Here is a 23175-nt window from a genome sequence, read left to right as displayed (position 1 = left end):
TCAGGGCGGCGACTTAGTTGCGTAACGTTTAGTGGCGGCCGTGGTGGTTCTCGAAGCGTTTAATATTCGAAAGCTTAGGGTTCACTTGAGGGTTATGGCGGTAAAGCAGCGCCATTTTGCCGATGGTTTGCACCAGTTCTGATTGGCTATCGTTGATAAGCTCATCCAGCATGGCGGCCCGCTCGTCGCGCTCCGGCATTGCCAGCTTTACCTTGATGAGCTCATGGTCTCTGAGCGCACGGTCAAGTTCAGCAAGTAAATTATCGGAGACGCCGTTTTCGGAAACGGTGACGACCGGATTTAGGTGGTGACCAATGCTGCGAAATGCTTTCTTTTGTGCCTGTGACAAGCTCATGGTATCTTGCGGTATCCCAGTTTGCGCTTAACGTTCCATCTTACGGTGAAACGCCACCGAGTGAAAGGCATCGTGTGAAAGCGCCCATCGCATCTTCCAGTGTTAGAATTTTTCATGCAGCAAACGCCTCCTGGCCGCAAACGGTCATCAAGCAAAACCAGCGCGAGCTGGATGAAAGAGCATTTTGACGATCCCTATGTCAAACAGAGCTGGCAGGATGGTTATCGCTCACGGGCAAGCTATAAGCTGCTTGAAATCGATGACAAAGATAAGCTGCTTCGCCCAGGCATGACGGTCATTGACCTTGGCGCGGCGCCAGGCGGGTGGAGTCAAATTGCCGCTGAAAAAGTCGGCGAGCACGGTATGTTGATCGCTTCCGATATTCTCGAGATGGATAGCTTGGCGGATGTGGCGTTTATCCAGGGTGACTTCACCGAAGAGACGGTACTTAATGCGATCCTTAAGCACTTGGATAATCGCCCGGTAGACCTTGTTATGTCGGACATGGCCCCCAATATGAGTGGTATGGCGGCGATCGATCAGCCGCAAGCCATGTACCTGGTGGAGTTGGCCCTTGAACTGGCTCGGGAAACGCTCTCGCCTGGCGGGCAGTTACTCGTAAAGGTGTTCCAAGGCGAAGGCTTCGACAGCTATTTAAAAGAGTTGCGTAACGATTTTAAGCGTGTCGTTACACGTAAACCCAGTGCATCTCGAGCGCGTTCTCGAGAGGTCTATCTGTTAGCGGAGGGGTTTCGTGGTTAATCAGCGTCGAACGGTCTATCGCCAAGATTTATCACCGCAATAGCCAGACAGACAGTTGCAAAGTGTGTCACATTGCGCCGTAAAGGCGAGCGTGGCATAGATGGCCCAAGGCATTATACGCCTTGGCAATGGTTGAACGCTTGGTGCTGGTGTAAGGTCTCACCATTAGGTTTAACTGACGGATTCTTGTAATGAGGGTAGCCCCTTGAACGATATGGCAAAGAACCTGATCTTATGGTTGGTCATCGCGGCCGTCCTGCTGACAGTGTTCAACAATTTCAGTACCGAAAGTGCGCCCGAGTCGATGAACTACACGCAGTTTGTCGAGCAAGTGCAAGATAATCGTGTGCGCAACGTCACCATTGATGGTTACACCATCTTGGGCGAGCGTAACGATGGTTCACAGTTCCAGACCATTCGTCCGGCGGCAGAAGATCCCAAGCTAATGGATGATCTGCTGAGCAATGACGTGACGGTAATCGGTAAAGAGCCCGAGCAGCAAAGCATCTGGACGCGTCTGCTGATTGCCAGCTTCCCGATCCTGCTTATTTTGGCGATCTTCATGTTTTTCATGCGTCAAATGCAGGGTGGCGCCGGCGGTGGTAAAGGCGGCCCGATGAGCTTTGGTAAGTCCAAAGCCAAATTGCTCTCTCAAGATCAGATCAAAACCACCTTTGCTGATGTTGCTGGCTGTGACGAAGCCAAAGAAGAGGTAGAAGAGCTGGTCGACTTCCTGCGCGACCCCACCAAGTTCCAGCGTCTGGGCGGTACGATTCCGCGTGGCGTACTGATGGTGGGGCCTCCGGGTACCGGTAAAACGCTGCTTGCCAAGTCTATTTCGGGCGAAGCGAAAGTGCCGTTTTTCTCTATCTCCGGCTCCGACTTCGTGGAAATGTTTGTGGGTGTCGGCGCGTCACGTGTTCGCGACATGTTCGAGCAGGCCAAGAAACAGGCGCCGTGCATTATCTTTATCGACGAAATCGATGCGGTAGGTCGCTCACGCGGTGCTGGCATGGGTGGCGGTAACGACGAGCGCGAGCAGACGCTCAACCAGTTGCTGGTCGAAATGGACGGTTTTGAAGCCAATGAAGGCGTCATCGTGATTGCCGCGACCAACCGCCCGGATGTGCTCGACCCTGCGTTATTGCGCCCTGGGCGCTTTGACCGCCAGGTCACCGTTGGCTTACCGGATATCCGGGGCCGCGAGCACATCCTGGGTGTGCACTTGCGCAAAGTGCCGCTAGGAGATGACGTTAAGCCGCAGTTGATTGCCCGTGGTACGCCTGGCTTCTCGGGTGCCGATTTGGCCAATTTGGTCAATGAGGCCGCCTTGTTTGCCGCCCGTCGCAACAAACGCCTCGTGGGTATGGAGGAGCTTGATTTAGCCAAGGACAAGATCATGATGGGCGCTGAGCGCAAATCCATGGTCATGACCGATAAAGAAAAGCTCAATACGGCTTACCATGAGTCGGGTCACGCCATTATCGGCTTGGTCGCGCCCGATCATGATCCGGTCTACAAAGTGACGATTATTCCCCGCGGCCGCGCGCTGGGTGTCACCATGTTCTTGCCCGAAGAAGACCGCTATAGCCTGTCACGCCAGCAGATTCTCAGCCAGATATGCTCGCTGTTTGGGGGGCGTATTGCTGAAGAGATGACGCTTGGACCAAACGGTGTGACCACCGGTGCGTCCAACGATATCAAGCGTGCCACTGAGCTTGCCCATAACATGGTCGCGAAGTGGGGACTCTCGGATGAAATGGGCCCGATCATGTACGACGAGGATGAGTCCCATCAGTTCCTCGGCGGCCCTGGTCAGGGTGGCTCCAAGATGAAGTCTGGCGAAACCACGACTCGCCTCGATAAAGAAGTTCGCAAGATTATCGATGATTGCTATGAGCAGGCCCGCCAAATTCTGACTGACAACCGCGATAAGCTCGACGCGATGGCGGAGGCGCTGATGAAATACGAAACCATCGACGCCGACCAGCTGAAAGATATTATGGATGGCCGCGAGCCTCGTCCGCCGGAAGGCTGGAATGATGGTGATTCACCAGGCGGTGGAACGCCCGCAACAGATGACCAGCCAGCGGCATCGCCGACTGACTCACGTGATAGTGACGCCTCGGGCGATGACGGTGATGCGGATGACGAAGAGCCGCGCCGCCGGCCTTCTGATCCACTAGGAGGCCCCGCGGGCTCTTAATGCGATCTTGCTCGTCCGGTAACGTTAAGGCGTCCCCAAAAGGGACGCCTTTTTGTTATGCTGTGCGGCGACAATACAATACGTTTTTTCGACCAGGCGACAGCATGACTTTTACCGCACGTCCTACCCCTTCGGCTCCGGTGACCCCGACCTCTGCGCAGCTTCGCTGCGGGCGCCACTTGCTCGATCTATCCTTTCCCCGGGTTATGGGCGTTTTGAACGTAACCCCTGACTCCTTTTCGGACGGCGGCCAGCACGTGGCCGTCGACGATGCGCTTCGGCGTGCGGAGCAGATGATCGCGGAAGGCGCTTCCATCATCGATGTGGGCGGTGAGTCGACGCGCCCCGGGGCGTCGCCGGTCGCCGAGCAGCAGGAGCTTGACCGCGTCGCCCCGGTGATTGAAGTCCTGGTGCGCGAACTCGACGCACTGGTCTCGGTGGATACCAGTTGCCCGGCGGTGATGCGTGAAGCAAGCAGTCTGGGGGCGGGCATGATCAATGACGTGCGTTCGCTCGAGCGTGAAGGGGCGCTGGCCGCCGCCACGGCAAGCGGCCTGCCGGTATGTTTGATGCATCGCCAGGGCGAGCCTCAGCATATGCAGCAGGCGCCTGCCTACGATAAACCTATTGAAGAGGTGGTGGTCGACTACCTGGCGGCCCGAGTTGCCGAGTGCGAAGCCGCAGGCTTGCGCCGCCATCGTTTGCTCGTGGATCCAGGGTTTGGCTTTGGTAAAACGGTCGAGCATAATTTGCGCTTGCTTAATCGTATGGACGCCCTTCAGTCGTTGACGTTGCCAGTGCTGGTGGGTATGTCGCGAAAAAGCATGATTGGTAAGGTGTTAGGCCGCTCTGTTGAGGAGCGGCTGCCGGGAGGACTTGCGCTGGCTGCCATGGCGGTTGAGCGCGGGGCGAGCATCGTGCGCGTCCATGATGTGGGGCCAACGGTTGACGCTGTCAATATGGCGTGGGCTGTACGGCAGGAAGGCTGTGAGGCCTCTACCAACAAGGAGAATAACGTATGACAAGACGCTATTTTGGCACCGATGGTATTCGCGGAACGGTCGGCCAGTCGCCGATCACCGCCGATTTTATGCTCAAGTTGGGGTGGGCAGCGGGTCAGGTGTTACGCCGTGAAAAAGGCCGTACCCGGGTGTTGATTGGTAAAGATACGCGTATCTCAGGTTATATGTTCGAGTCAGCATTGGAAGCGGGGCTATCGGCGGCGGGAGCCGATGTGGCGCTATTGGGTCCGATGCCTACTCCAGGGATCGCCTATTTGACGCGCACCTTTCGGGCTGACGCCGGCATTGTGATTTCGGCCTCGCATAATCCCTTTGAGGACAACGGCATCAAGTTTTTTTCGGCAGAGGGTAAAAAGCTACCGGATGAAGTTGAAGACCGCATCGAGACCATGCTGGAAGCGCCGTTGACGACCGCGGATGCCGCCCAATTGGGTAAAGCCATGCGCATTGATGACGCAGCTGGCCGTTATATTGAGTTTTGTAAATCGACGTTGCCCGATCGCCTGAGCCTGCATGGCTTGACCATCGTGCTCGACTGCGCCCATGGCGCCACCTACCATATAGCGCCGAGTGTGTTTCGTGAGCTGGGCGCCGAGGTCAGCGTTATCGGCGGCTCGCCCGATGGTCTGAATATTAATCAACAGGTGGGGTCGACTCACCCGGCGGCATTGCGCGCGGCGGTGATTCAGCAGGGCGCCGACCTGGGGATTGCGTTTGACGGCGATGGTGATCGCGTATTACTAGTCGACTCCGAAGGTCGTGAGGTCGACGGTGACGATATTCTTTACCTGATCGCGCGGGACCGTCACGCACGTGGTCTGCTGGGTGGGGGCGTAGTGGGTACGCTCATGAGTAACTTTGGCCTGGCGATGGCGCTGGAAAAGATGGGTATTCCGTTTGAGCGCGCCAAGGTGGGCGATCGCTTTGTGATGGAGCGCATGGCGGCTAATCAGTGGGAACTGGGTGGTGAATCATCGGGCCATATTGTGTGTAGCCACGTGCAAACCACCGGTGATGGTATCGTCTCAGCGCTGCAGGTGCTCGCCTTGATGATGCGTGAGCAGCAGCCGTTGCCTATGTTGCTAAGAGGGTTGGAGAAAGTCCCTCAGTCGCTGGTCAATGTCAGATTGCCTGCAGGCGCTAATGCCAGGGAAGTAATGGCATCTGAACCGCTTCAGCAGGCGGTGAAAGCGCTAGAAGGCGAGCTTGGTGACGAAGGGCGCGTGCTGCTCAGACCGTCGGGCACCGAGCCATTGATTCGCGTTATGGTGGAAGGGCGCGCGCATCTTGATGTGGATCAGTTGGCAAATCGGTTGGCCGAGCAAGTGAAAGCGTTGCTCGAATAGTAAGATCGTGCTGACAACAGCGGTTGTCTTGACAAGTCCGCTCCTATACCATTTCGCTCCACCTTGAGTGAGGAGAGTCCATGCGTAGGCCCTTAATCGCCGGTAACTGGAAGATGAACGGTTCGGCGGCACTGGTTGAAGCGTTCGGCAAGGCATTTGCAGCAGCGAAGCTGCCGACTAACATCGATATGGTCGTGATCCCGCCGTTTCCCTATCTGGATGCGGCGCGCCATGCCTTCAAGAATACCCCGCTACGGCTCGGTGCGCAGACGCTCAATCCGCTGCACTCAGGGGCGCACACCGGCGAGGTAAGCGGTCGCATGCTCAAAGAGTTTGAAGTGGCGTACGTACTTGTCGGCCACTCAGAGCGTCGTCAGCTTTATCGGGAAACCGATGAGCAGGTTTTTGAACGGCTGATGGCCGCACTTGAAGTGGGGCTTACACCGATCCTGTGCGTGGGGGAGACCCTGGAAGAGCGCGATGCGGGTCATACCATGGACGTGGTGCTGCGCCAGGTGGGCCATGTCATGGCGCGCCTGGAGACAGCGCAGCGCAGCGAAGTGGTCATCGCCTATGAGCCGGTATGGGCCATCGGGACGGGACGTACCGCCACGCCCGAACAGGCCCAGGAAGTCATGGCAGGCATTCGTGCTTACCAGGCTTCGTTTGATACCTCGCTTGCCGAGCAGCTCAAACTGCTTTACGGCGGCAGCATGAATGCAAACAACGCGGCTGAGCTTCTCGCGCAGCCGGACATCGACGGCGGTTTAGTGGGCGGTGCTTCGCTCAAAACCGACGATTTTTACGCCATTTGTCAGTCAGCAGGATAACGCCATGCAAGTTGCAATTCTTATGGTCCATGTGGTGATTGCGATCGCCCTGGTAGTGCTCATCCTGCTTCAGCAGGGTAAAGGTGCCGATGCAGGGGCCGCCTTTGGCGGCGGCGCGTCGCAAACGGTATTTGGCTCGCGCGGTAGCGGTAACTTTCTGTCGCGCTTCACGGCCATTCTCGCCGCTGGCTTTTTTGTTACCTCTATGGCGCTGGCATATTTTGCCACTCAGGCGGGGCAAGCACCGGAAGAGGGTATTCCCGATGCAAACCTTATTGAGCAGCAGCAAAGTGCGCCAGCGCTTGACGAAAGCGAGGAAAGTGGGGATAATACCGCGCCAGTGCTAGAGGAAAGCAGCGAGTAACTGATTGATCTTGCTTTCTCGAGCCTCCCCCGATGCCGAAGTGGTGGAATTGGTAGACACGCTATCTTGAGGGGGTAGTGACCTTACGGTCGTGCGGGTTCAAGTCCCGCCTTCGGCACCATCTGTTGTGCTGGTTCGCCAGTTCCCCAGACGTAATAAGCGCTTCATGTTTGAAGCGTGCAAAGATAAAAGACAGCTTGACGAAATAAGCTTAAGCGTCTATTATCTGCGACCTAGATTGATGCGGGGTGGAGCAGTCTGGTAGCTCGTCGGGCTCATAACCCGAAGGTCATCGGTTCAAATCCGGTCCCCGCTACCACTTTCTGGTGATAAGCAAGATGCGAGCGCTTCATGCAGTAAGAGGTGTCGTTAAGGGGCTTTCCCATTGCTTAGCGCCATGATCGTGTAACAGGTTTCTTTCGAAAAGCCCCTTCCTGTGAAGGGGCTTTTTGTTAGCAGCTTTTCGTTAACAAGCGTGTCTCAAGGGCGGATGCCCATCGGCTTGCCGGAGGCACATTTCCGGGTAACGCCAATCAGCCACCTAGCTTTTTATATGTCTCCTGGCCAGGTGCCTGATGCAACGGCTATAGGAGCATTGTCTGTGGCCACAAAACATGCGGCGCTGCACGCGCTGATCGAACCTGTCGTCGCTGCCATGGGCTTTGAGCTGTGGGGGGTCGACCATCTCTCTCAGGGTAAGCACTCGCGATTAGTGATTTATATCGAGCGTGACAGCGGCGTAAGTGTTGAAGACTGCGCCGACATTAGCCGCCAAGTCAGCGCGATACTGGATGTCGAAGATCCCATCCCAGGTGAGTATCGATTAGAAGTGTCTTCGCCGGGTATGGCGCGTCCACTGTATACCCTGGATCATTTTACTCGTTTTCAAGGGCACCATGTTGCGCTCAAACTGCGCGCCCCATTCGACGGGCGGCGTAAGTTTCAAGGGCTGCTGGCCGGTGTCGAAGGCGACGAAATCCTGCTACAGATGGATGGTGAGGAATACTGTTTTCCCATTGAGGGCATTGATTCTGCGCAGATCGTACCGCAGTTCGACGATTAACCGGGTGGCGTGGCGGTCGGCAGGTAGCTGGCGCGATGCACATAAGGACAGGTTTTCTGGCGAGGCAAACGCATGAGTAAAGAAATTTTAATGGTCGTTGACGCGATCTCTAATGAAAAAGGTGTTCCCCGCGACGTTATTTTCGAAGCGGTTGAAGCCGCTCTTGCGAGCGCGTCACGCAAGCGTTTTGATAATCAAGAAGCCAGCGTGCGGGTACATATCGACCGTCGCACCGGTGACTACGAGACGTTCCGCTACTGGACAGTGGTAGAGGACGACGAGTTCGAAACGCCGGATTACGAAATTAAAGAAACGATCGCTGAACAGCGCGATCCGCCGCTCAAGCTGGGTGACGTGGTCGAGCAGAAAATTGAAAACGCCGTGTTTGGCCGTATTGCAGCGCAAACAGCCAAGCAAGTCATCGTGCAAAAAGTTCGCGAGGCTGAGCGAGCTGAAGTCGTGCGTCAATATGCCGACCGTGAAGGCGAACTGGTCGCTGGCATTGTGAAGAAGACCACGCGGGACGGTTTGATCATTGATTTAGGCGATAACGCAGAAGCGTTTCTGCCCCGCAACGAAATGATCCATGGCGAGCGCTATCGTATGAACGAGCGCGTTCGCGCGCTGCTGGTCAAGGTTGATCCAGACGCCCGCGGTGCTCAACTTCAGCTGTCACGTACTTGTCCCGAACTGATTATCGAACTCTTCAAAATTGAAGTGCCGGAAATCGCCGAGCAGTTGATTGAAATAAAAGGGGCCGCACGGGACCCCGGCTCACGAGCTAAAATTGCCGTGAAAACTAACGACCGTCGCATTGACCCGGTAGGTGCCTGCGTAGGCATGCGTGGCTCAAGGGTTCAGGCAGTGTCGACAGAGCTGCAAAATGAGCGTGTCGATATCGTGCTGTGGGACGACAATCCAGCCCAGTTGGTGATTAATGCCATGGCGCCAGCGGATGTGGCGTCTATCCTTGTCGACGAAGATGCCCATGCCATGGACGTTGCCGTTGCCCAGGATAATCTGGCCCAGGCAATCGGCCGTAGTGGTCAGAACGTGCGCTTGGCCTCTGATCTCACCGGCTGGCGTATCAACGTCATGACCGAAGACGAAGCGGAAGCCAAGCGCGACCAAGAAATTGATAGTTTGGTCGACTCCTTCGTACACCACTTACAGGTCGACGACGATGTTGCTCGGCTGTTGGTGGATGAGGGCTTTACCACCCTAGAAGAAGTTGCCTACGTGCCGCTAGAAGAAATGCTCGAAATCGAAGAGTTCGATGAAGATCTAGTGGAGGAACTGCGTGCACGTGCGAAAGACGAGCTACTGACGATGGCGATTGCCTCGGAAGAAGCGCTAGACGGTGCCCAACCAGCAGCAGATCTGCTGGAGATGGATGGTATGGAGCGCCACTTGGCCTTCATTCTCGCCAGCCGCGGCATTGTCACCATGGAAGATCTCGCCGAGCAGTCTGTCGACGATCTGGTCGATATCGAGGAGTTGGACGAAGCGCGCGCAGCGGCACTGATCATGACTGCCCGTGCGCCCTGGTTTGAAGACGATGACGCGTCGGATTCGAACACACAGTAAACAGGTCACGGGCTGAGGAGGGTCAATATGTCAGATATGACAGTTAAAGATTTCGCAGTAAAGGTGGGCCGTGATGTGCCCCGCCTACTAGAGCAGATGAAAGAAGCGGGTTTGCAGCACGCCTCGGAAAACGATGCGGTATCGGAAGAAGATAAGCGTACCTTGCTTAACTTCCTGAAGAAAAGTCACGGTGGCGATGAAAGCGAAGCAGGCAAAAGTCGCATTACCCTGACGCGCAAAACCCGTAGCCGTATTAAAACCGGTGAGCGTGGCAAAACCATCGAAGTTCAGGTGCGCAAGAAGAAAACATACGTCAAGCGCGCTGAAGAGGAAGACAAGCCAAAAGCCCCGGAGCCCAAGCACGCTGGCCCGCGTCAGCTAGTGGGCGACATGGCTCAAGCCGAAGCCCAAAGCAAGGCACGCGAAGCGGAAGAAAAAGCGGCTGCCGAGGCTGCCGAGAAAGCCAAAGCCGCTGAAGAAGCCGCTCGTAAAGAAGCCGAGCAAGCTGAAAAAACAGCGCCACCTAAGGCACCTGATGTTGCCGATGTTGAAGTGCCAGAGCTTCAAATCGACGACACACCGACTGCCGATGATATGCCGCCTGCGCCGCCGAAAGAGGGCCGCACAGACCGTCGTACGGCGCCGCCTAAGAAAACAGCGGCTAAGAACAAAGGCCGCCGTGACGATGAAGATCGTGGCGATCGCGAAGAGCGTAAGCGAGGCGGTGGCGGTAAGAAGGTCAAGCGTGCTGAACAGCGTCGTGGTGGTCGCCGTGGAGGCAACCAAAGCGGTAACGGCAAGCATGCTTTCCAGAAACCGACGCAGCCTATTGTGCGTGAAGTCTCGATCCCCGAGTCGATCAGCGTGGCGGAGTTGGCCGACAAGATGTCGATCAAGGCCAACGAAGTGATCAAGGCCATGTTTAACATGGGCGCCGCTGTGACCATCAACCAAACGATCGACCAGGATACTGCGGCGATTGTAGTGGAAGAGATGGGCCACAAGGTCAAACTGGTGAAAGATGATGCGCTGGAAACGGAAATGCTCGAAGGCATCTCCTACGAAGGCGAAGAAATCACCCGTTCACCGGTAGTGACCGTCATGGGTCACGTTGACCACGGTAAAACGTCACTACTGGACTATATTCGTCGCGCCAAAGTGGCGACGGGCGAAGCGGGTGGTATTACCCAGCACATCGGTGCTTACCACGTTGAAGATAACCACGGTGGCGTCACCTTCCTCGACACCCCGGGCCACGCGGCGTTTACCGCCATGCGTGCCCGCGGTGCCAAAGCGACCGACGTGGTTATCCTGGTGGTTGCCGCGGATGACGGCGTGATGCCGCAAACCATCGAGGCGATCGAGCACTCCAAGGCCGCCGAAGTACCCATGGTGGTGGCGGTTAACAAGATCGATAAGGATGGTGCCGACTTTGACCGCATTCGCAATGAACTCTCGCAGCATGGCGTGATTTCAGAAGAATGGGGCGGCGACACCCAGTTTGTTCATGTTTCTGCCAAAACCGGCGACGGTATTGAAGAGCTGTTGGAAGCAATCCAATTAGTCTCTGAAGTACTTGAGCTTAAAGCGGTCCCGTCTGCGCCAGGTAAAGGCGTGGTGGTGGAGTCGCGGCTCGATAAAGGTCGTGGCCCGGTGGCCACCGTATTGGTCCAGAACGGCACGCTTAAGAAAGGTGATATCGTCCTGGCCGGTCTGCACTATGGCCGCGTACGTGCGCTGACCAACGAGTTGGCCCAACAGGTCGATGAGGTTGGGCCAGCCATGCCGGTTGAAATCCAGGGCCTTGACGGTACGCCGGATGCCGGTGACGACTTTATGGTCGTTGCCGACGAGAAGAAAGCCCGCGAAGTGGCCAACTTCCGTCAGGGCAAGTACCGCGAAGTGCGCCTGGCGCGTCAGCAGAAGGCCAAACTGGAGAACATGTTCAGCCAGATGGGCCAAGACGAAGTCGCCAAGGTCAACATCGTGCTGAAAGCCGACGTACAAGGCTCGCTGGAAGCGATCAGAGGCGCCTTGGAAGAGCTTTCCACTGAAGAAGTGAAAGTAGCCGTTGTTTCTTCCGGCGTTGGCGGCATCACCGGTACCGACGCAAACTTGGCGCTGGCGTCTGAAGCCATCGTGGTCGGCTTTAACGTACGTGCCGATGCCGCCGCTCGCGAGATCATCGAGCGCGAAGGGCTGGATCTGCGCTACTACAGCGTCATCTACCAGTTGATCGACGAGGTCAAGCAGGCAATGAGCGGTATGCTTGCGCCTGAGTGGAAAGAAGAGATCGTGGGCGTGGCCGAAGTACGCGACGTCTTCCGTGCGCCGAAGATTGGTGCGATCGCCGGTTGTATGGTGATTGAAGGCAACGTGCATCGTAATAAAAAGATTCGTGTATTACGCGATGACGTGGTGATTTACGAAGGTGAGCTCGAATCGCTGCGCCGCTTCAAGGATGACGTTCAGGAAGTGCGTAACGGCGTTGAGTGCGGCATTGGCGTGAAGAACTACAACGATGTTCAGGTCGGCGACAAGATCGAAGTCTTTGACCAGATGAAGGTCGAGCGCAGCCTCTAAGGCTGCGAGGAGCAACCATGCGTGAATTTAAGCGTACCGACCGAGTGGCAGACCAGCTCCAGAAGGAGCTGGCGGTACTGATCCAGCGCGAAGTGAAAGACCCGCGTTTGGGCATGGTGACGGTTAGCGGTGCTACCGTAAGTCGTGATCTTGGCTACGCCGATATCTATGTCACCTTACTGGGTGAGCAGGATCCCGAGCGTATCAAGGAAAATCTGCAGGTGCTGAAACGGGCCGCCGGTTTCTTGAGAAGCCAAATTGCCAAGCGTATTAAACTGCGCCACGTGCCCGAACTTCGCTTTCACTTCGATGAGAGCGTGGTGCGCGGCCAACACCTTTCATCGTTGATTGAAGAAGCGGTGTCAACCGATCGAGCCCGTCAGGAGCAGGACGACGACGAAGGCACTGATGAGCCAGGTGAGGAGACCCGCTAATGGCCCGTCGCCGTCGCGGCTTGCCGGTAAATGGTATTGTCTTGCTGGACAAGCCGAAAGGTCTTTCCAGCAACCATGCCTTGCAACGGGTGCGGCGTCTTTTCGAGGCGCAAAAAGCGGGTCACACCGGTACCCTGGACCCTATGGCGACGGGCCTACTGCCTATTTGCCTGGGGGAGGCTACCAAGTTTTCATCGCACCTGCTGGAAGCTGACAAAGTGTATCGCACCCGAGTTGAGTTGGGTGTGATCACCGACACCGGCGATGCGGAAGGCGCGGTCATTGAACAACGCGATGTGCCGAGCCTAACGGCTGATGATGTTGAAACTGTGTTATCCGGCTTTCGCGGCGAGATCGACCAGGTGCCGCCGATGTACTCGGCGTTGAAGCATCAGGGCAAAAAACTCTACGAACTCGCCCGCGAGGGTAAACAGGTTGAACGTGCAGCACGGCGGGTAAGCGTGTATGATGCGCGCCTGCTGTCATTTGAAGGCTCCGCGTTTGAGTTGGAAGTCAGCTGCAGCAAAGGCACCTATATCCGCACCTTAGCCGAAGACATTGGCAACGCGCTGGGCTGTGGTGGTCACATTAGCCAACTGAGAAGGCTGAAGACAGGGCCTTTTGATAGTGACGCGATGTGGACGCTAGAGGCGCTTGAAGCATTAGCTGATCAGGCCGCTCGGGAAGCCGAGCTAATGCCGGTTGATGTACTGGTGGATCATTTGCCATCGCTTTCGTTAGATGAATCGGCTTATGGGCGTCTTGCTCATGGCCAATCGGCCAATGTGGCAATGGGGGAATCGATTCCTCCCGATGCATTGGCAAGACTTTATTACGCCGAGTCGTTTGTCGGCCTTGGCGTAGTGAAAGGTAGCCAGGAAGTGGCACCTAAGCGGCTGTTAAGTACCGTCGCTATCTCGTGAGAAATGTTGCAAGGATGCAGCGATCTGCGCGAAAATTGTACGTGAAATATAGCAACTTGAGACTGCAAATATGCGTGGTCTCACCCATTCATTGTTAGGCATATTGCTTACTGGAGAGACAGATGGCATTAACCGCTGAAAAGAAGGCCGAAATCGTCAACGAATACGGCCGCGGCGAGAGCGACACCGGATCACCTGAAGTGCAGGTCGCCCTGCTGAGCGCCAATATCAACGGCCTGCAGGACCACTTCAAGACCAACAAGCAGGATCACCACTCGCGTCGTGGTCTGATCCGTATGGTAAACCAGCGTCGTAAGCTGCTGGATTACCTGAAGCGTAAAGATTTCGAACGCTATCAGTCCCTGATTCAGCGTCTAGGTCTACGCCGCTAAGTTATTGTTGGCGAAGATTGATGAAACGGGCAGCTCCTTGCGAGCTGCCCGTTTTTTTGTTTCTGGTAGCCCTATCGCCCGGCAACGCCTAGAATGGGGGCGAGTCCAAACGACCCATACGAAAAGACAAGTAGCTATTAATGTTAAAGGAAGTCGCCGTGAATCCGGTAAAAAAAACGTTCCAATACGGTCGCAGCACCGTCACGCTAGAAACTGGGCGCATCGCTCGCCAGGCCACCGGTGCCGTAATGGTGACCATGGATGACACCGTGGTCCTATGTACGGTAGTGGCAAAGAAAGAAGCGAACCCCAATCAACCCTTTTTCCCGCTCTCGGTTCATTACCAAGAGAAGACCTACGCGGTCGGTAAGATTCCTGGCGGTTTCTTCAAACGTGAAGGCCGCCCGACCGAGAAAGAAACGCTAACCTCGCGTTTGATCGACCGCCCGATCCGCCCGCTGTTTCCTAAGGGCTTTATGAACGAAGTGCAGGTGATCTGTACCGTTCTCTCAACCGATCGCAATCACGATCCGGATATCGCAGCGATGCTGGGTACCTCAGCGGCGCTATCGATTTCTGGCGTACCGTTTAGCGGCCCGATTGGTTGTGCCCGGGTTGGCTTTAACGAAGAGCAAGGCTACTTCTTGAACCCCACTGTTGAAGAGTTGACCACCTCTGAACTGGATATGGTGGTCGCCGGCACGGAAAAAGCCGTGTTGATGGTGGAGTCAGAAGCGCAAGAGCTACTCGAAGACGAAATGCTGGGCGCCGTACTGTTTGGCCACCAAGAAATGCAGGTGGCAATCAGCGCGATCAACGAATTAGTGGCTGAAGCCGGCAAACCGCGCTGGGATTGGCAGCCGCCGGAAGAAAACGTGGCGCTGAAAGCGGCCATGGCGGATGCCTTTGAAGCGAAAGTCGGCGATGCCTACCGCATTACCGATAAAATGGTGCGTCAGGACGCGCTGTCAGTCCTGAAAGACGAGGCCGTCGCTCAGCTAGCGGCAGCCGAGGGCGAAGAGGCTGAAGGCAAGTTCAGCAAAGATGACGTAAAAGGCGCGTTTGCGGGTCTTGAAAAGCGTGTGGTCCGTTCTCGCGTAGTCAAAGGTGAGCCGCGTATTGATGGCCGCGACAATACCACGGTGCGTCCGCTGGACATTGAGGTAGGTAGCCTGCCCAAAACCCACGGCTCCGCGGTTTTTACTCGCGGCGAGACTCAGGCCATCGCCATCGCCACCTTGGGTACGCTACGCGATTCGCAGCTGATTGAGTCGCTGGAAGGCGAGCGTAAAGACCGCTTTATGCTGCACTACAACTTCCCTCCGTACAGCGTGGGCGAAGCGGGCTTTATGGGCGGTCCAAAGCGCCGTGAAATCGGCCACGGTCGTTTAGCGCGTCGTGGTGTTCAGGCCATGCTGCCTTCTGAAGATGTATTCCCCTATACCATCCGCGTGGTGTCGGAAATTACCGAGTCGAACGGCTCAAGCTCGATGGCCTCGGTGTGTGGCTCGTCGCTTGCGTTAATGGACGCCGGTGTACCGCTGAAAGCCCCAGTGGCAGGTATTGCCATGGGGTTGGTCAAAGATGAAGACGGTTACGCCGTATTGACCGATATCCTGGGTGATGAAGACCACTTGGGTGATATGGACTTCAAAGTTGCCGGCTCTGGCGAGGGTGTGACTGCCCTGCAGATGGACATCAAGATCGAAGGCATCAACGAAGAAATCATGGAAACGGCGCTACAGCAGGCCCACGCAGCACGCTTGGGCATCCTTGAGCAGATGAATGCCGTGATTGCCCAAAGTCGTACCGAAGTCTCTGAAAACGCGCCGTCCATGGCAACCATCAAAATCGATCCGGACAAGATTCGCGACGTGATCGGTAAAGGCGGTGCCACCATTCGCAAAATCTGCGAAGACACCGGCGCGTCTATCGATCTGGATGATGACGGTACCGTGCGTATCTACGCAGAAGATAAAGCCGCCGCTAAAAAAGCCATCGATACCGTTCTGGCAATTACCGCCGAAGCGGAAATTGGCAAGCTATACATGGGTAAAGTGGTACGCATTGCTGACTTTGGCGCCTTCGTCAATATCATGCCCGGCACCGATGGTCTGGTGCATATCTCGCAGATTATTCAGGAGCGCGTTAACAACGTCCGTGACTTCTTGAACGAAGGCGATGATGTGATTGTGAAGGTGCTCGACATTGACAACCGCAACCGCGTGAAGCTGTCGATGAAAGAAATCACCGAAGAAGAGAAAGCCGCTTTTGCAGCGCAAGAAGCGGAAACCGACACGACGATCTAAATCGCCACCTCGGTTTCTGGTACCGCCCTCGTTGCTTCTGGCTGCGAGGGCGGTGTTGTTTGGGTAGCAGGGAGGCTCTATGCAGCAAAAGCAAACGCCGCGCTGGTGGGCAGTGATTGCGGTGATGATGGGTATTTTTTTGCTGGTGACGGCCGAGCAGTTACCGATTGGTCTGCTGTCTCAGGTAGCAACCTCCATGGGCGTTACGCCAGGCATGGCTGGTTTAATGGTCACCGTGCCGGGCGTGGTCGCGGCCTTTTCAGCCCCGCTGTTACCTGTCGCGGTGGGGCGCCTGGATAGGCGCGTGATGTTGGCGCTATTGATGGTCCTGATGGTAGTCGGCAGCGTGCTATCGGCGTTGGCGAGCAACTTTATGTTGCTGCTGGCGTCGCGGGTGCTGATAGGTATCAGCATCGGGGGCTTCTGGGCGGTTGCAGGCAGTATTGCGCCGCGCTTGGTGCCAGAGGCTCAAGTATCCAAAGCGATGACCGTGATCTTTGGCGGTGTCGCCGCCGCGTCGGTGCTCGGGGTGCCATTAGGCACGCTGCTGGGTGAATTTAGCAGCTGGCGGGTCGCCTTTGGGGCATTGGGTGGATTAAGCCTGTTAACGGCTATCGCGCTTTGGTATTGGCTGCCCCCCTTGCCGCCCAGGGAACCCGTGCGCCTACGAGTACTAGCACAGCAGTTCAGCAATCGTGGCGTCCGGGTCGCGGTGATGACCACCGGCTTCGTGGTGGTGGGGCACTTCGCGGCCTATACCTTTATCAGCCCTGTGTTGCAGGACATCAGCGGTATTGCTCAGCGCCATGTGGGCAGCTTGCTGCTGCTTTATGGAGCGGCGGGCATCTTGGGCAACATCGCAGCGGGGATGTTCGCTGGGCGTCACCCCTATCGTGCGGTGTTGGCCATTCCTAGCCTGCTGTTTATCGTTGTGGCCGCCTTCCCGCTGTTGGGGGTTCAACCAAGCAGTGGTGTGATGCTGCTCATGGTGTGGGGAGCCGTTTTCGGCAGCGTCTCGGTAAGTATCCAAACCTGGATATTGCGCACAGCGCCCAATACCGAAGCGGCTACTGCACTGATGGCGTTTATGTTCAATTTGTCGATTGGCTTTGGCGCCATGGTGGGCGGCCGCATTGTCGATGGCACGAGCCTGCCCATTACCATGTGGGCTGCTTCAGGGCTGTTTTTACTGGGTACGCTGTTAGTGTGGCGAACGCCGTCGCGGATTGTGGGAGAGAAGCACCGCTAAGCGGTGAAAAATGCCCCGCCAATGGCGGGGGCATGTTTTTGGACAAGACGATGTAGCGAACTACTTGCTGCCGTTAAGGGCGCTCAATGGCCAGTGCAACGCCCTGGCCGCCGCCGATACACAGTGTGGCTAAGCCTTTCTTCGAATCGCGGGCGATCATTTCGTGCAGTAGCGTCACGAACACACGGCAACCTGATGCGCCAATTGGGTGGCCAAGGGCAATGGCGCCGCCGTTTACGTTGACCTTGCTGACATCCCAGCCGAGCTCTTTATTGACCGAGAGTGCCTGGGCGGCAAACGCTTCGTTGGCTTCGACGAGGTCAAGATCGTCCAGGCTCCAGCCGGCTTTTTCCAGACACCGACGAGTGGCCGGTGCTGGGCCGATACCCATGATCGCCGGGTCAACGCCAGCGTTGGCGTAGGCGGCAATGCGCGCCAGTGGTTCAAGGCCAAGCTGCTTGGCCTTTTCTGCCGAGCAGATCATCACCACCGCTGCGCCGTCGTTGAGCGCCGAGGCGTTACCGGCGGTAACCGTACCGTCTTTCTTAAAGGCGGGGCGCATGCCACCGAGCTTCTCCGCGGTGACTTCGCGTGGGTTTTCGTCGGTATCGAACACCAGCGGATCACCTTTACGCTGTGGGACTTCCACCGGCACGATCTGGCTTTTGAATTTGCCCTCCTTAATGGCCGCTGCGGCTTTTTGCTGTGACGCGGCGGCAAATTCATCCATGGCTTCGCGGGTGATGCCGTACTTCTCGGCTAAGTTCTCGGCGGTAATGCCCATATGATAGTTGTTGAAAGCGTCCCAAAGGCCGTCGTGCACCATGGAGTCGATCGCTTTCCAATCGCCCATGCGCTGACCGTTGCGGGAGTTGGGGAGTACGTGTGGCGAGGCAGACATATTTTCCTGGCCGCCGGCCAGAATCAGTTCGGCATCGCCACAGCGAATGGCCTGAGTGGCCAGATGCAGTGCTTTCAGACCCGAGCCGCAAACTTTGTTGATGGTCATGGCTGGAACTGCTTCGGGGAGGCCCGCCTTGATCGACGCCTGGCGGGCCGGATTTTGGCCAACGCCCGCGGTGAGCACCTGGCCCAGCAGTACTTCGTCAACTTGATCGGGAGATACGCCGGTGGAGGCGAGGATATCCTTGATCACCAGGGCGCCTAGGTCGCTCGCTGGAATGCCTGCGAGAGAACCTCCGAAAGCGCCTACAGCCGTGCGGCGAGCCGCAACAATCACCACTTCTTGCATAACATGACTCCTGGTCTAGGAAACGCCGACGGGGAAATGCCAGCGTTTGTGTTTAGCGTTGTTGTAGTCATTATTCTTTCAGCATAGGGGAAGGGGGCGCTTGGCGGCAATACGCTTTTTGAACCAAATAAAAACGGGCCACTTAATGGCCCGTTCCTGATCATATTCTTGCTAGCGTGTCTTAGGCGAGCTGGACAGGAATCGCGTTGCTGGTGTGGCTAACGTGATTGCCTTCCTGTAGATACACCAGGGCGGGCTGGTGGTTGTCAAGTTCAGCTTCGGCATAGTGGGCGTAGCTGCAAATAATGATGCGATGCCCTGGGGCGGCGAGGTGCGCAGCAGCGCCGTTAATGGAAATCAACCTGGAGCCTTCTTCACCGCGAATGGCGTAGGTGGTAAAGCGTTCGCCGTTCTCGACGTTATAAATCTGGATTTGCTCGTTCTCACGGATGCCTGCCATATCCAGCAGCTCGCCGTCGATGGCGCAGGAACCTTCGTAGTTGAGTACTGCGTGGGTCACGCGAGCCATATGCAGCTTGGCTTTAAGCATAATCGTATGCATGGGAACTCCTAAATAACAAAACTAGCCTCAGTGGCTAGTGTCAGTCACAGCTGGCAGCTGCACGCTGAGGTTGTCGATAAGCCGAGCAGGTCCGAGTTTGGCGGCGGCTAGCAGCACAGCATGGCGTGTTGTGTTGGCCACTGGGCCAAGCATGGTGTCACGTAGCTCAAGATAATCGGGTTTAAAGCCAGCATCATACAGGGCCGTTTGGCCTTGGTGTAGTACCCGCTCGATGGATTCGCCGCGCTCTAATGCATCGCGTAACTCGCAAAGCGTACGGTACAGCGCCGGGGCAATCGCTCGCTCCTGCTGACTTAAATAGCCGTTACGCGAAGACAGCGCGAGGCCATCCTTGGCGCGCACAATGGGCACGCCAATAATTTCGATGGGCATATGCAGGTCACTGACCAGCTTGCGAATAACTGCGAGCTGCTGATAGTCCTTTTGACCAAAACACGCGATGTCGGGCTGCACTAGATTGAAAAGCATGCTGACCACGGTAGAAACGCCGTCAAAGTGGCCAGGGCGGGAGCCGCCACACAGTCCTTCCCCCATCTCGGGCACATGCACACGGGTTTGGGCGGTTAAACCGTTGGGATACAGCGCGCTGACTGTGGGGGCGAACAGGATATCGCAGCCCGCCTCGGTTAGCTGTGCTTGATCAGCCTCGAAGGTGCGTGGATAGGCGTCCAGGTCTTCATCAGGGCCAAATTGCATCGGGTTAACGAACAGGCTGGCAACCACTACATCGGCCTGCTGTCGGGCGCTTTCCACCAGAGCAAGGTGGCCGGCATGAAGGTTACCCATGGTAGGTACCAGGGCAATCCGTTGATCACGCAGGCGGTGCCCATGCAAGGTGTGGCGCAGGTCGTGAATGTCTCGCAAAGTACGCATAGGAAGTTTGTCGTCGTTACAGGCGTCACGGTAAAGCACGGTTAGGTTTCAATGCCTAAAAGCAGTGCTCTTGCGCGGGAAAGGTCCGGTTTTTGACCGCTTCGTGATAGCGCTGAAACGCTGACTGGATACTATCAGCGTCGGCCAAGAAGTTTTTCACAAAGCGTGGTGTGCGGCCATGAGTAACACCGAGTATGTCGTGCATCACAAGGATCTGGCCGTCGGTGTCGGGGCCTGCGCCAATGCCGATCACCGGCACGTCGAGGGCCTCGGTCACTGCTTTACCCAGGCTTGCGGGCACACATTCCAGCAGAATGACCGACGCGCCTGCCTCAACGAGCACTTTTGCGTCGTTGATGATCTTCTCGGCCTGGGCGGCTTCCCGGCCCTGCACCTTGTAGCCGCCAAGCTGATAAACCGTTTGGGGGGTTAGGCCTAAATGCGCACATACCGGTACGCCACGGCGAGTCAGTTCACGGATGCCGTCGGCCATCCAGGCTTCGCCTTCCACTTTGACTAGCTCGGCACCGGCGCGCATCAAAGCGGCCGCATCATCCAGCATGCGCTCGGTGGTCGCGTTGCTCATGAACGGCAGATCGACCATCAGCAGGCTATGGCCTTTGCCACGAACCGTGCAGCGGGTGTGATAGCAGATGTCGTCAATAGTCACCGGTAGGGTGCTGTTATGCCCCTGCAAGACCATGCCCAGTGAATCGCCTACCAACAACACATCGATCCCTGCGTGGCTGGCGGCGTGGGCAAAGGAGGCATCGTAAGCGGTCAGGCAACTGAACGTTTCGCCAGCGCGCTTGTGCGCTTGCAGCGTGCTCAGGGTGACGGTTTTCATGGCGTGCTCTCATATTTTACGTGAGGCCGACGCGGCATCGGCGTTCGGCCATTATAACGCCGCCTTGCGGCGGACGCTGAGTGGCGTAACCGGTAATTGTTACCTGAATGCAGGCTCGGTGTCGAGATTTGTGTCAGATGGTAGCAACTGGCGTAACGTCGGTATCCGCTAGGCGTCGTATCGCTGAGGTGTCAAGATCGGTTAACCAATCGTTAAGCGGCCGCTGGTGAAGCATTATGTGTGGGGCCAACTCGTGCAACGGTACAAGGACAAAGCCACGTTCGTGCATATGCAAATGAGGTAACCGCAGGCGAGACAAGTCGAGCGTTTGCTGATCGTAAAGCAGCAAGTCCAAGTCGAGCGTGCGCGGCCCCCAGTGGCGTCGTCTTTGGCGGCGATGACGCTGTTCCAGCGCTTGAAGTTGATCGAGCAGCGCAAGGGGGGACAAAGACGTTTCAAGCGCCGCCACCGCGTTAATAAAATCAGGTTGGTCTTGGGGGCCTAGGGGAGGGGTGGCGTAAAGTGATGAAGTGCCATGTCGTTGGCTTAGCGGAAGCCGGGCGAGTTCGTCCAGCGCTTGCCTGACCTGTGCCACGGGGTTATCCAGATTGCTCCCCAGGCCGATATAAGCAAGCGACATGCGACGTTTCACTCTTCGCTTTTGCGCGGTTTGCGACGCCGCTTACGGCGACGGTCGCCTTGACTGGCGGGATCGCCCCCTACCTTTTGTAACAACCGACGTTGATCGTGTTCGTCGCCTTTCTGGAAGGCGTCCCACCAGTCGCCCAAGCCGCTCGGAATTTCCCCTGCCTGCTCGCGCAGCAACAGCAAATCATAAGCGGCGCGGAAGCGTGGGTGTTCGCGGGTTTGGAACGCTTTTTTGCCACGGCGAAGGGGTAAACGCCCCTGCAGTTCCCAAATGTCGCGCATCGGCATGCCGAAACGTTTAGGAATGGATATGTGTTGAAGCTGCCGTGTGACGACTTGCTGTGCGGCAGCTTGCAGCGCGGGAATAGCCGGCATGCCTTCGCTCTCGAGTTCTGCCTGGCGGTGAACAACGGGGGCCCACAAAAATGCCGCCAGCAGGAAAGCTGGGGTAACGGGGCGCTCTTCAGCAATGCGTTTATCGGTATTGGCCAGCGCCTGCTCAATGAGCTCTTCCGCCCAGGCGGCATCGGCCATGGCTTCTTCGGCTTCTGGAAACAGCATGCCAAACAACCCATAGTGGCTCAGCATTCTGAAGGTCACCAGCCCATGGCCAGACATAAACAGCTTGAGCGCTTCATCAAACAGTCGTGCCGGGGGAATACTAAGCAACAGCGGCGCCAGGTCATACATGGGCGCTTCGGTCTCAGCTTCGATGGTGAAGCCAAGCTTGGCGGCGAAACGCACGGCACGCAGCATGCGCACCGGGTCTTCCCGGTAGCGGGTGGTCGGGTCACCGATCAAACGCAGTGTCCGCGAGTCAATGTCCTGAGCGCCGTTGGCGAAGTCGTGGATGGTGAAGTCGGCGATATTGTAATACAGCGCATTGACCGTGAAGTCGCGCCGTAGGGCATCTTCTTCGATATTGCCCCATACGTTATCACGCAGCAGGAGGCCGTCGTCGGACTGATGGGCGATATGGTCGCCATGCTCGTCTTGAGGCTTACCGCGGAAAGTGGTGACTTCGATGACTTCACGGCCAAAACGCACATGGACGATGCGAAAACGCCGACCAATCATGCGTGAATTGCGGAAAAGGTCGCGAACCTGCTCTGGGGTTGCATTGGTGGCAACGTCAAAATCTTTGGGTATTTTGCCCAACAAGGCATCACGAATGCAGCCGCCTACCAGGTAAGCATCAAACCCCGCGCCGTTAAGGCGATAGAGCACTTTTAAGGCAGAGTCACTGATCTGCTTGCGAGAAACAGGGTGCTCGGAGCGAGGAATTACGCGGGGGCTAAGCACGCTTGACGCGCTTTGTTGGGGTTCGAGCAGGGGGTTCAATTGCTCTCCCGGGCTGTGTAATAAACGGGTTAATCCTTTGAACATGCGACGGTATCGACTCGCAGGATATCGAAAAATTGGCCATGACGTAAGCGATAAGTCGCTGAGTGTAGCCGACCCCTTGATGCTTGCAAAGTCTCGAGTGGATTGTGTCGTTTACATAGTAGCCAAACACGGAAAGGGGAGGCTAAGAGGGCCTCCCCTAT

Annotated in this window: 21 protein-coding genes and 2 tRNA genes; 16 read left to right on the top strand and 7 right to left on the bottom strand. The window is 56.5% G+C overall.

The genetic code is table 11. The features are described 5' to 3' along the window. Positions 1 to 28: 28 nt before the first annotated feature. Positions 29 to 355 carry a ribosome assembly RNA-binding protein YhbY gene (gene yhbY, locus GA0071314_RS16835; protein WP_074397701.1) on the bottom strand — a complete coding sequence of 109 codons (327 nt, stop codon included), beginning with the start codon at positions 353 to 355 and terminating at the stop codon, positions 29 to 31. Between the two features lie 114 nt (positions 356 to 469). Here yhbY and rlmE point away from each other — a divergent pair, with 114 nt between their 5' ends. From rlmE to GA0071314_RS16755, 16 genes are all read left to right on the top strand, one after another. Further along, entirely contained in the window at positions 470 to 1117 is a 648-nt protein-coding gene (gene rlmE / locus GA0071314_RS16830; protein ID WP_074397700.1) for a 23S rRNA (uridine(2552)-2'-O)-methyltransferase RlmE, read from the top strand. A 205-nt stretch (positions 1118 to 1322) separates the two neighbouring features. Continuing rightward, positions 1323 to 3323: an ATP-dependent zinc metalloprotease FtsH gene (gene ftsH / locus GA0071314_RS16825; RefSeq protein ID WP_074397699.1), complete on the top strand. Its 2001-nt coding sequence runs from the start codon at positions 1323 to 1325 to the stop codon at positions 3321 to 3323. Between the two features lie 104 nt (positions 3324 to 3427). Beyond that, positions 3428 to 4345: a dihydropteroate synthase gene (gene folP, locus GA0071314_RS16820; protein ID WP_074397698.1), complete on the top strand. Its 918-nt coding sequence runs from the start codon at positions 3428 to 3430 to the stop codon at positions 4343 to 4345. After that, entirely contained in the window at positions 4342 to 5691 is a 1350-nt protein-coding gene (gene glmM / locus GA0071314_RS16815) for a phosphoglucosamine mutase (RefSeq protein WP_074397697.1), read from the top strand. Before folP ends, glmM begins: the two co-directional genes overlap by 4 nt. A gap of 80 nt (positions 5692 to 5771) precedes the next feature. Then, positions 5772 to 6521 carry a triose-phosphate isomerase gene (tpiA, locus tag GA0071314_RS16810; protein ID WP_074397696.1) on the top strand — a complete coding sequence of 250 codons (750 nt, stop codon included), beginning with the start codon at positions 5772 to 5774 and terminating at the stop codon, positions 6519 to 6521. 4 nt (positions 6522 to 6525) lie between these two features. Next, on the top strand, positions 6526 to 6885 hold the full coding sequence (gene secG / locus GA0071314_RS16805; protein WP_074397695.1) for a preprotein translocase subunit SecG: 360 nt from the start codon (positions 6526 to 6528) through the stop codon (positions 6883 to 6885). Between the two features lie 34 nt (positions 6886 to 6919). Continuing rightward, positions 6920 to 7006: transfer RNA gene (locus GA0071314_RS16800), tRNA-Leu, on the top strand. A 121-nt stretch (positions 7007 to 7127) separates the two neighbouring features. Then, positions 7128 to 7204, top strand: a tRNA-Met gene (locus GA0071314_RS16795). A 282-nt stretch (positions 7205 to 7486) separates the two neighbouring features. Beyond that, on the top strand, positions 7487 to 7948 hold the full coding sequence (gene rimP, locus GA0071314_RS16790; RefSeq protein WP_074397694.1) for a ribosome maturation factor RimP: 462 nt from the start codon (positions 7487 to 7489) through the stop codon (positions 7946 to 7948). A gap of 72 nt (positions 7949 to 8020) precedes the next feature. Further along, a complete protein-coding gene (gene nusA / locus GA0071314_RS16785; RefSeq protein WP_074397693.1) occupies positions 8021 to 9535 on the top strand; it encodes a transcription termination factor NusA in 1515 nt (504 codons plus the stop codon). A gap of 27 nt (positions 9536 to 9562) precedes the next feature. Beyond that, complete coding sequence (gene infB, locus GA0071314_RS16780) at positions 9563 to 12118, top strand: translation initiation factor IF-2 (protein WP_074397692.1); 2556 nt, start codon at positions 9563 to 9565, stop codon at positions 12116 to 12118. 17 nt (positions 12119 to 12135) lie between these two features. Beyond that, positions 12136 to 12552, top strand: a complete 417-nt coding sequence (rbfA, locus tag GA0071314_RS16775; protein ID WP_074397691.1) for a 30S ribosome-binding factor RbfA — start codon at positions 12136 to 12138, stop codon at positions 12550 to 12552. Further along, complete coding sequence (gene truB, locus GA0071314_RS16770) at positions 12552 to 13475, top strand: tRNA pseudouridine(55) synthase TruB (protein WP_074397690.1); 924 nt, start codon at positions 12552 to 12554, stop codon at positions 13473 to 13475. The genes rbfA and truB overlap by 1 nt, the downstream gene beginning before the upstream one ends. 122 nt (positions 13476 to 13597) lie before the next feature. After that, positions 13598 to 13867: a 30S ribosomal protein S15 gene (gene rpsO / locus GA0071314_RS16765; protein ID WP_074397689.1), complete on the top strand. Its 270-nt coding sequence runs from the start codon at positions 13598 to 13600 to the stop codon at positions 13865 to 13867. Positions 13868 to 14007: 140 nt separating this feature from the next. Further along, positions 14008 to 16176, top strand: coding sequence for a polyribonucleotide nucleotidyltransferase (pnp, locus tag GA0071314_RS16760; RefSeq protein WP_074397688.1), 2169 nt, complete (start codon positions 14008 to 14010; stop codon positions 16174 to 16176). Between the two features lie 79 nt (positions 16177 to 16255). Beyond that, positions 16256 to 17425, top strand: a complete 1170-nt coding sequence (locus GA0071314_RS16755; RefSeq protein ID WP_074397687.1) for an MFS transporter — start codon at positions 16256 to 16258, stop codon at positions 17423 to 17425. A gap of 73 nt (positions 17426 to 17498) precedes the next feature. Here the strand turns inward: GA0071314_RS16755 and GA0071314_RS16750 are convergent, their stop codons facing one another. The 6 genes from GA0071314_RS16750 to pcnB form a co-directional block, all read right to left on the bottom strand. Next, complete coding sequence (locus tag GA0071314_RS16750) at positions 17499 to 18677, bottom strand: acetyl-CoA C-acetyltransferase (protein ID WP_074397686.1); 1179 nt, start codon at positions 18675 to 18677, stop codon at positions 17499 to 17501. Positions 18678 to 18858: 181 nt separating this feature from the next. Continuing rightward, positions 18859 to 19239 (bottom strand): aspartate 1-decarboxylase, encoded by a 381-nt coding sequence (panD, locus tag GA0071314_RS16745; RefSeq protein ID WP_074397685.1) that lies wholly within the window; start codon positions 19237 to 19239, stop codon positions 18859 to 18861. A 27-nt stretch (positions 19240 to 19266) separates the two neighbouring features. Further along, entirely contained in the window at positions 19267 to 20133 is an 867-nt protein-coding gene (gene panC, locus GA0071314_RS16740) for a pantoate--beta-alanine ligase (protein WP_074398576.1), read from the bottom strand. Between the two features lie 55 nt (positions 20134 to 20188). Beyond that, positions 20189 to 20980 (bottom strand): 3-methyl-2-oxobutanoate hydroxymethyltransferase, encoded by a 792-nt coding sequence (gene panB / locus GA0071314_RS16735; protein ID WP_074397684.1) that lies wholly within the window; start codon positions 20978 to 20980, stop codon positions 20189 to 20191. Positions 20981 to 21113: 133 nt separating this feature from the next. After that, positions 21114 to 21620, bottom strand: a complete 507-nt coding sequence (folK, locus tag GA0071314_RS16730; RefSeq protein ID WP_074397683.1) for a 2-amino-4-hydroxy-6-hydroxymethyldihydropteridine diphosphokinase — start codon at positions 21618 to 21620, stop codon at positions 21114 to 21116. Positions 21621 to 21628: 8 nt separating this feature from the next. Next, positions 21629 to 23014, bottom strand: a complete 1386-nt coding sequence (gene pcnB / locus GA0071314_RS16725) for a polynucleotide adenylyltransferase PcnB (protein WP_074397682.1) — start codon at positions 23012 to 23014, stop codon at positions 21629 to 21631. Positions 23015 to 23175: the final 161 nt, after the last annotated feature.

The sequence above is a fragment of the Halomonas sp. HL-93 genome (assembly GCF_900086985.1).
Taxonomy (GTDB): Bacteria; Pseudomonadota; Gammaproteobacteria; order Pseudomonadales; family Halomonadaceae; genus Vreelandella.
The sequence above is the reverse complement of the archived record's forward strand: the minus strand, read 5'-3'. Positions and strand labels throughout refer to the sequence as shown.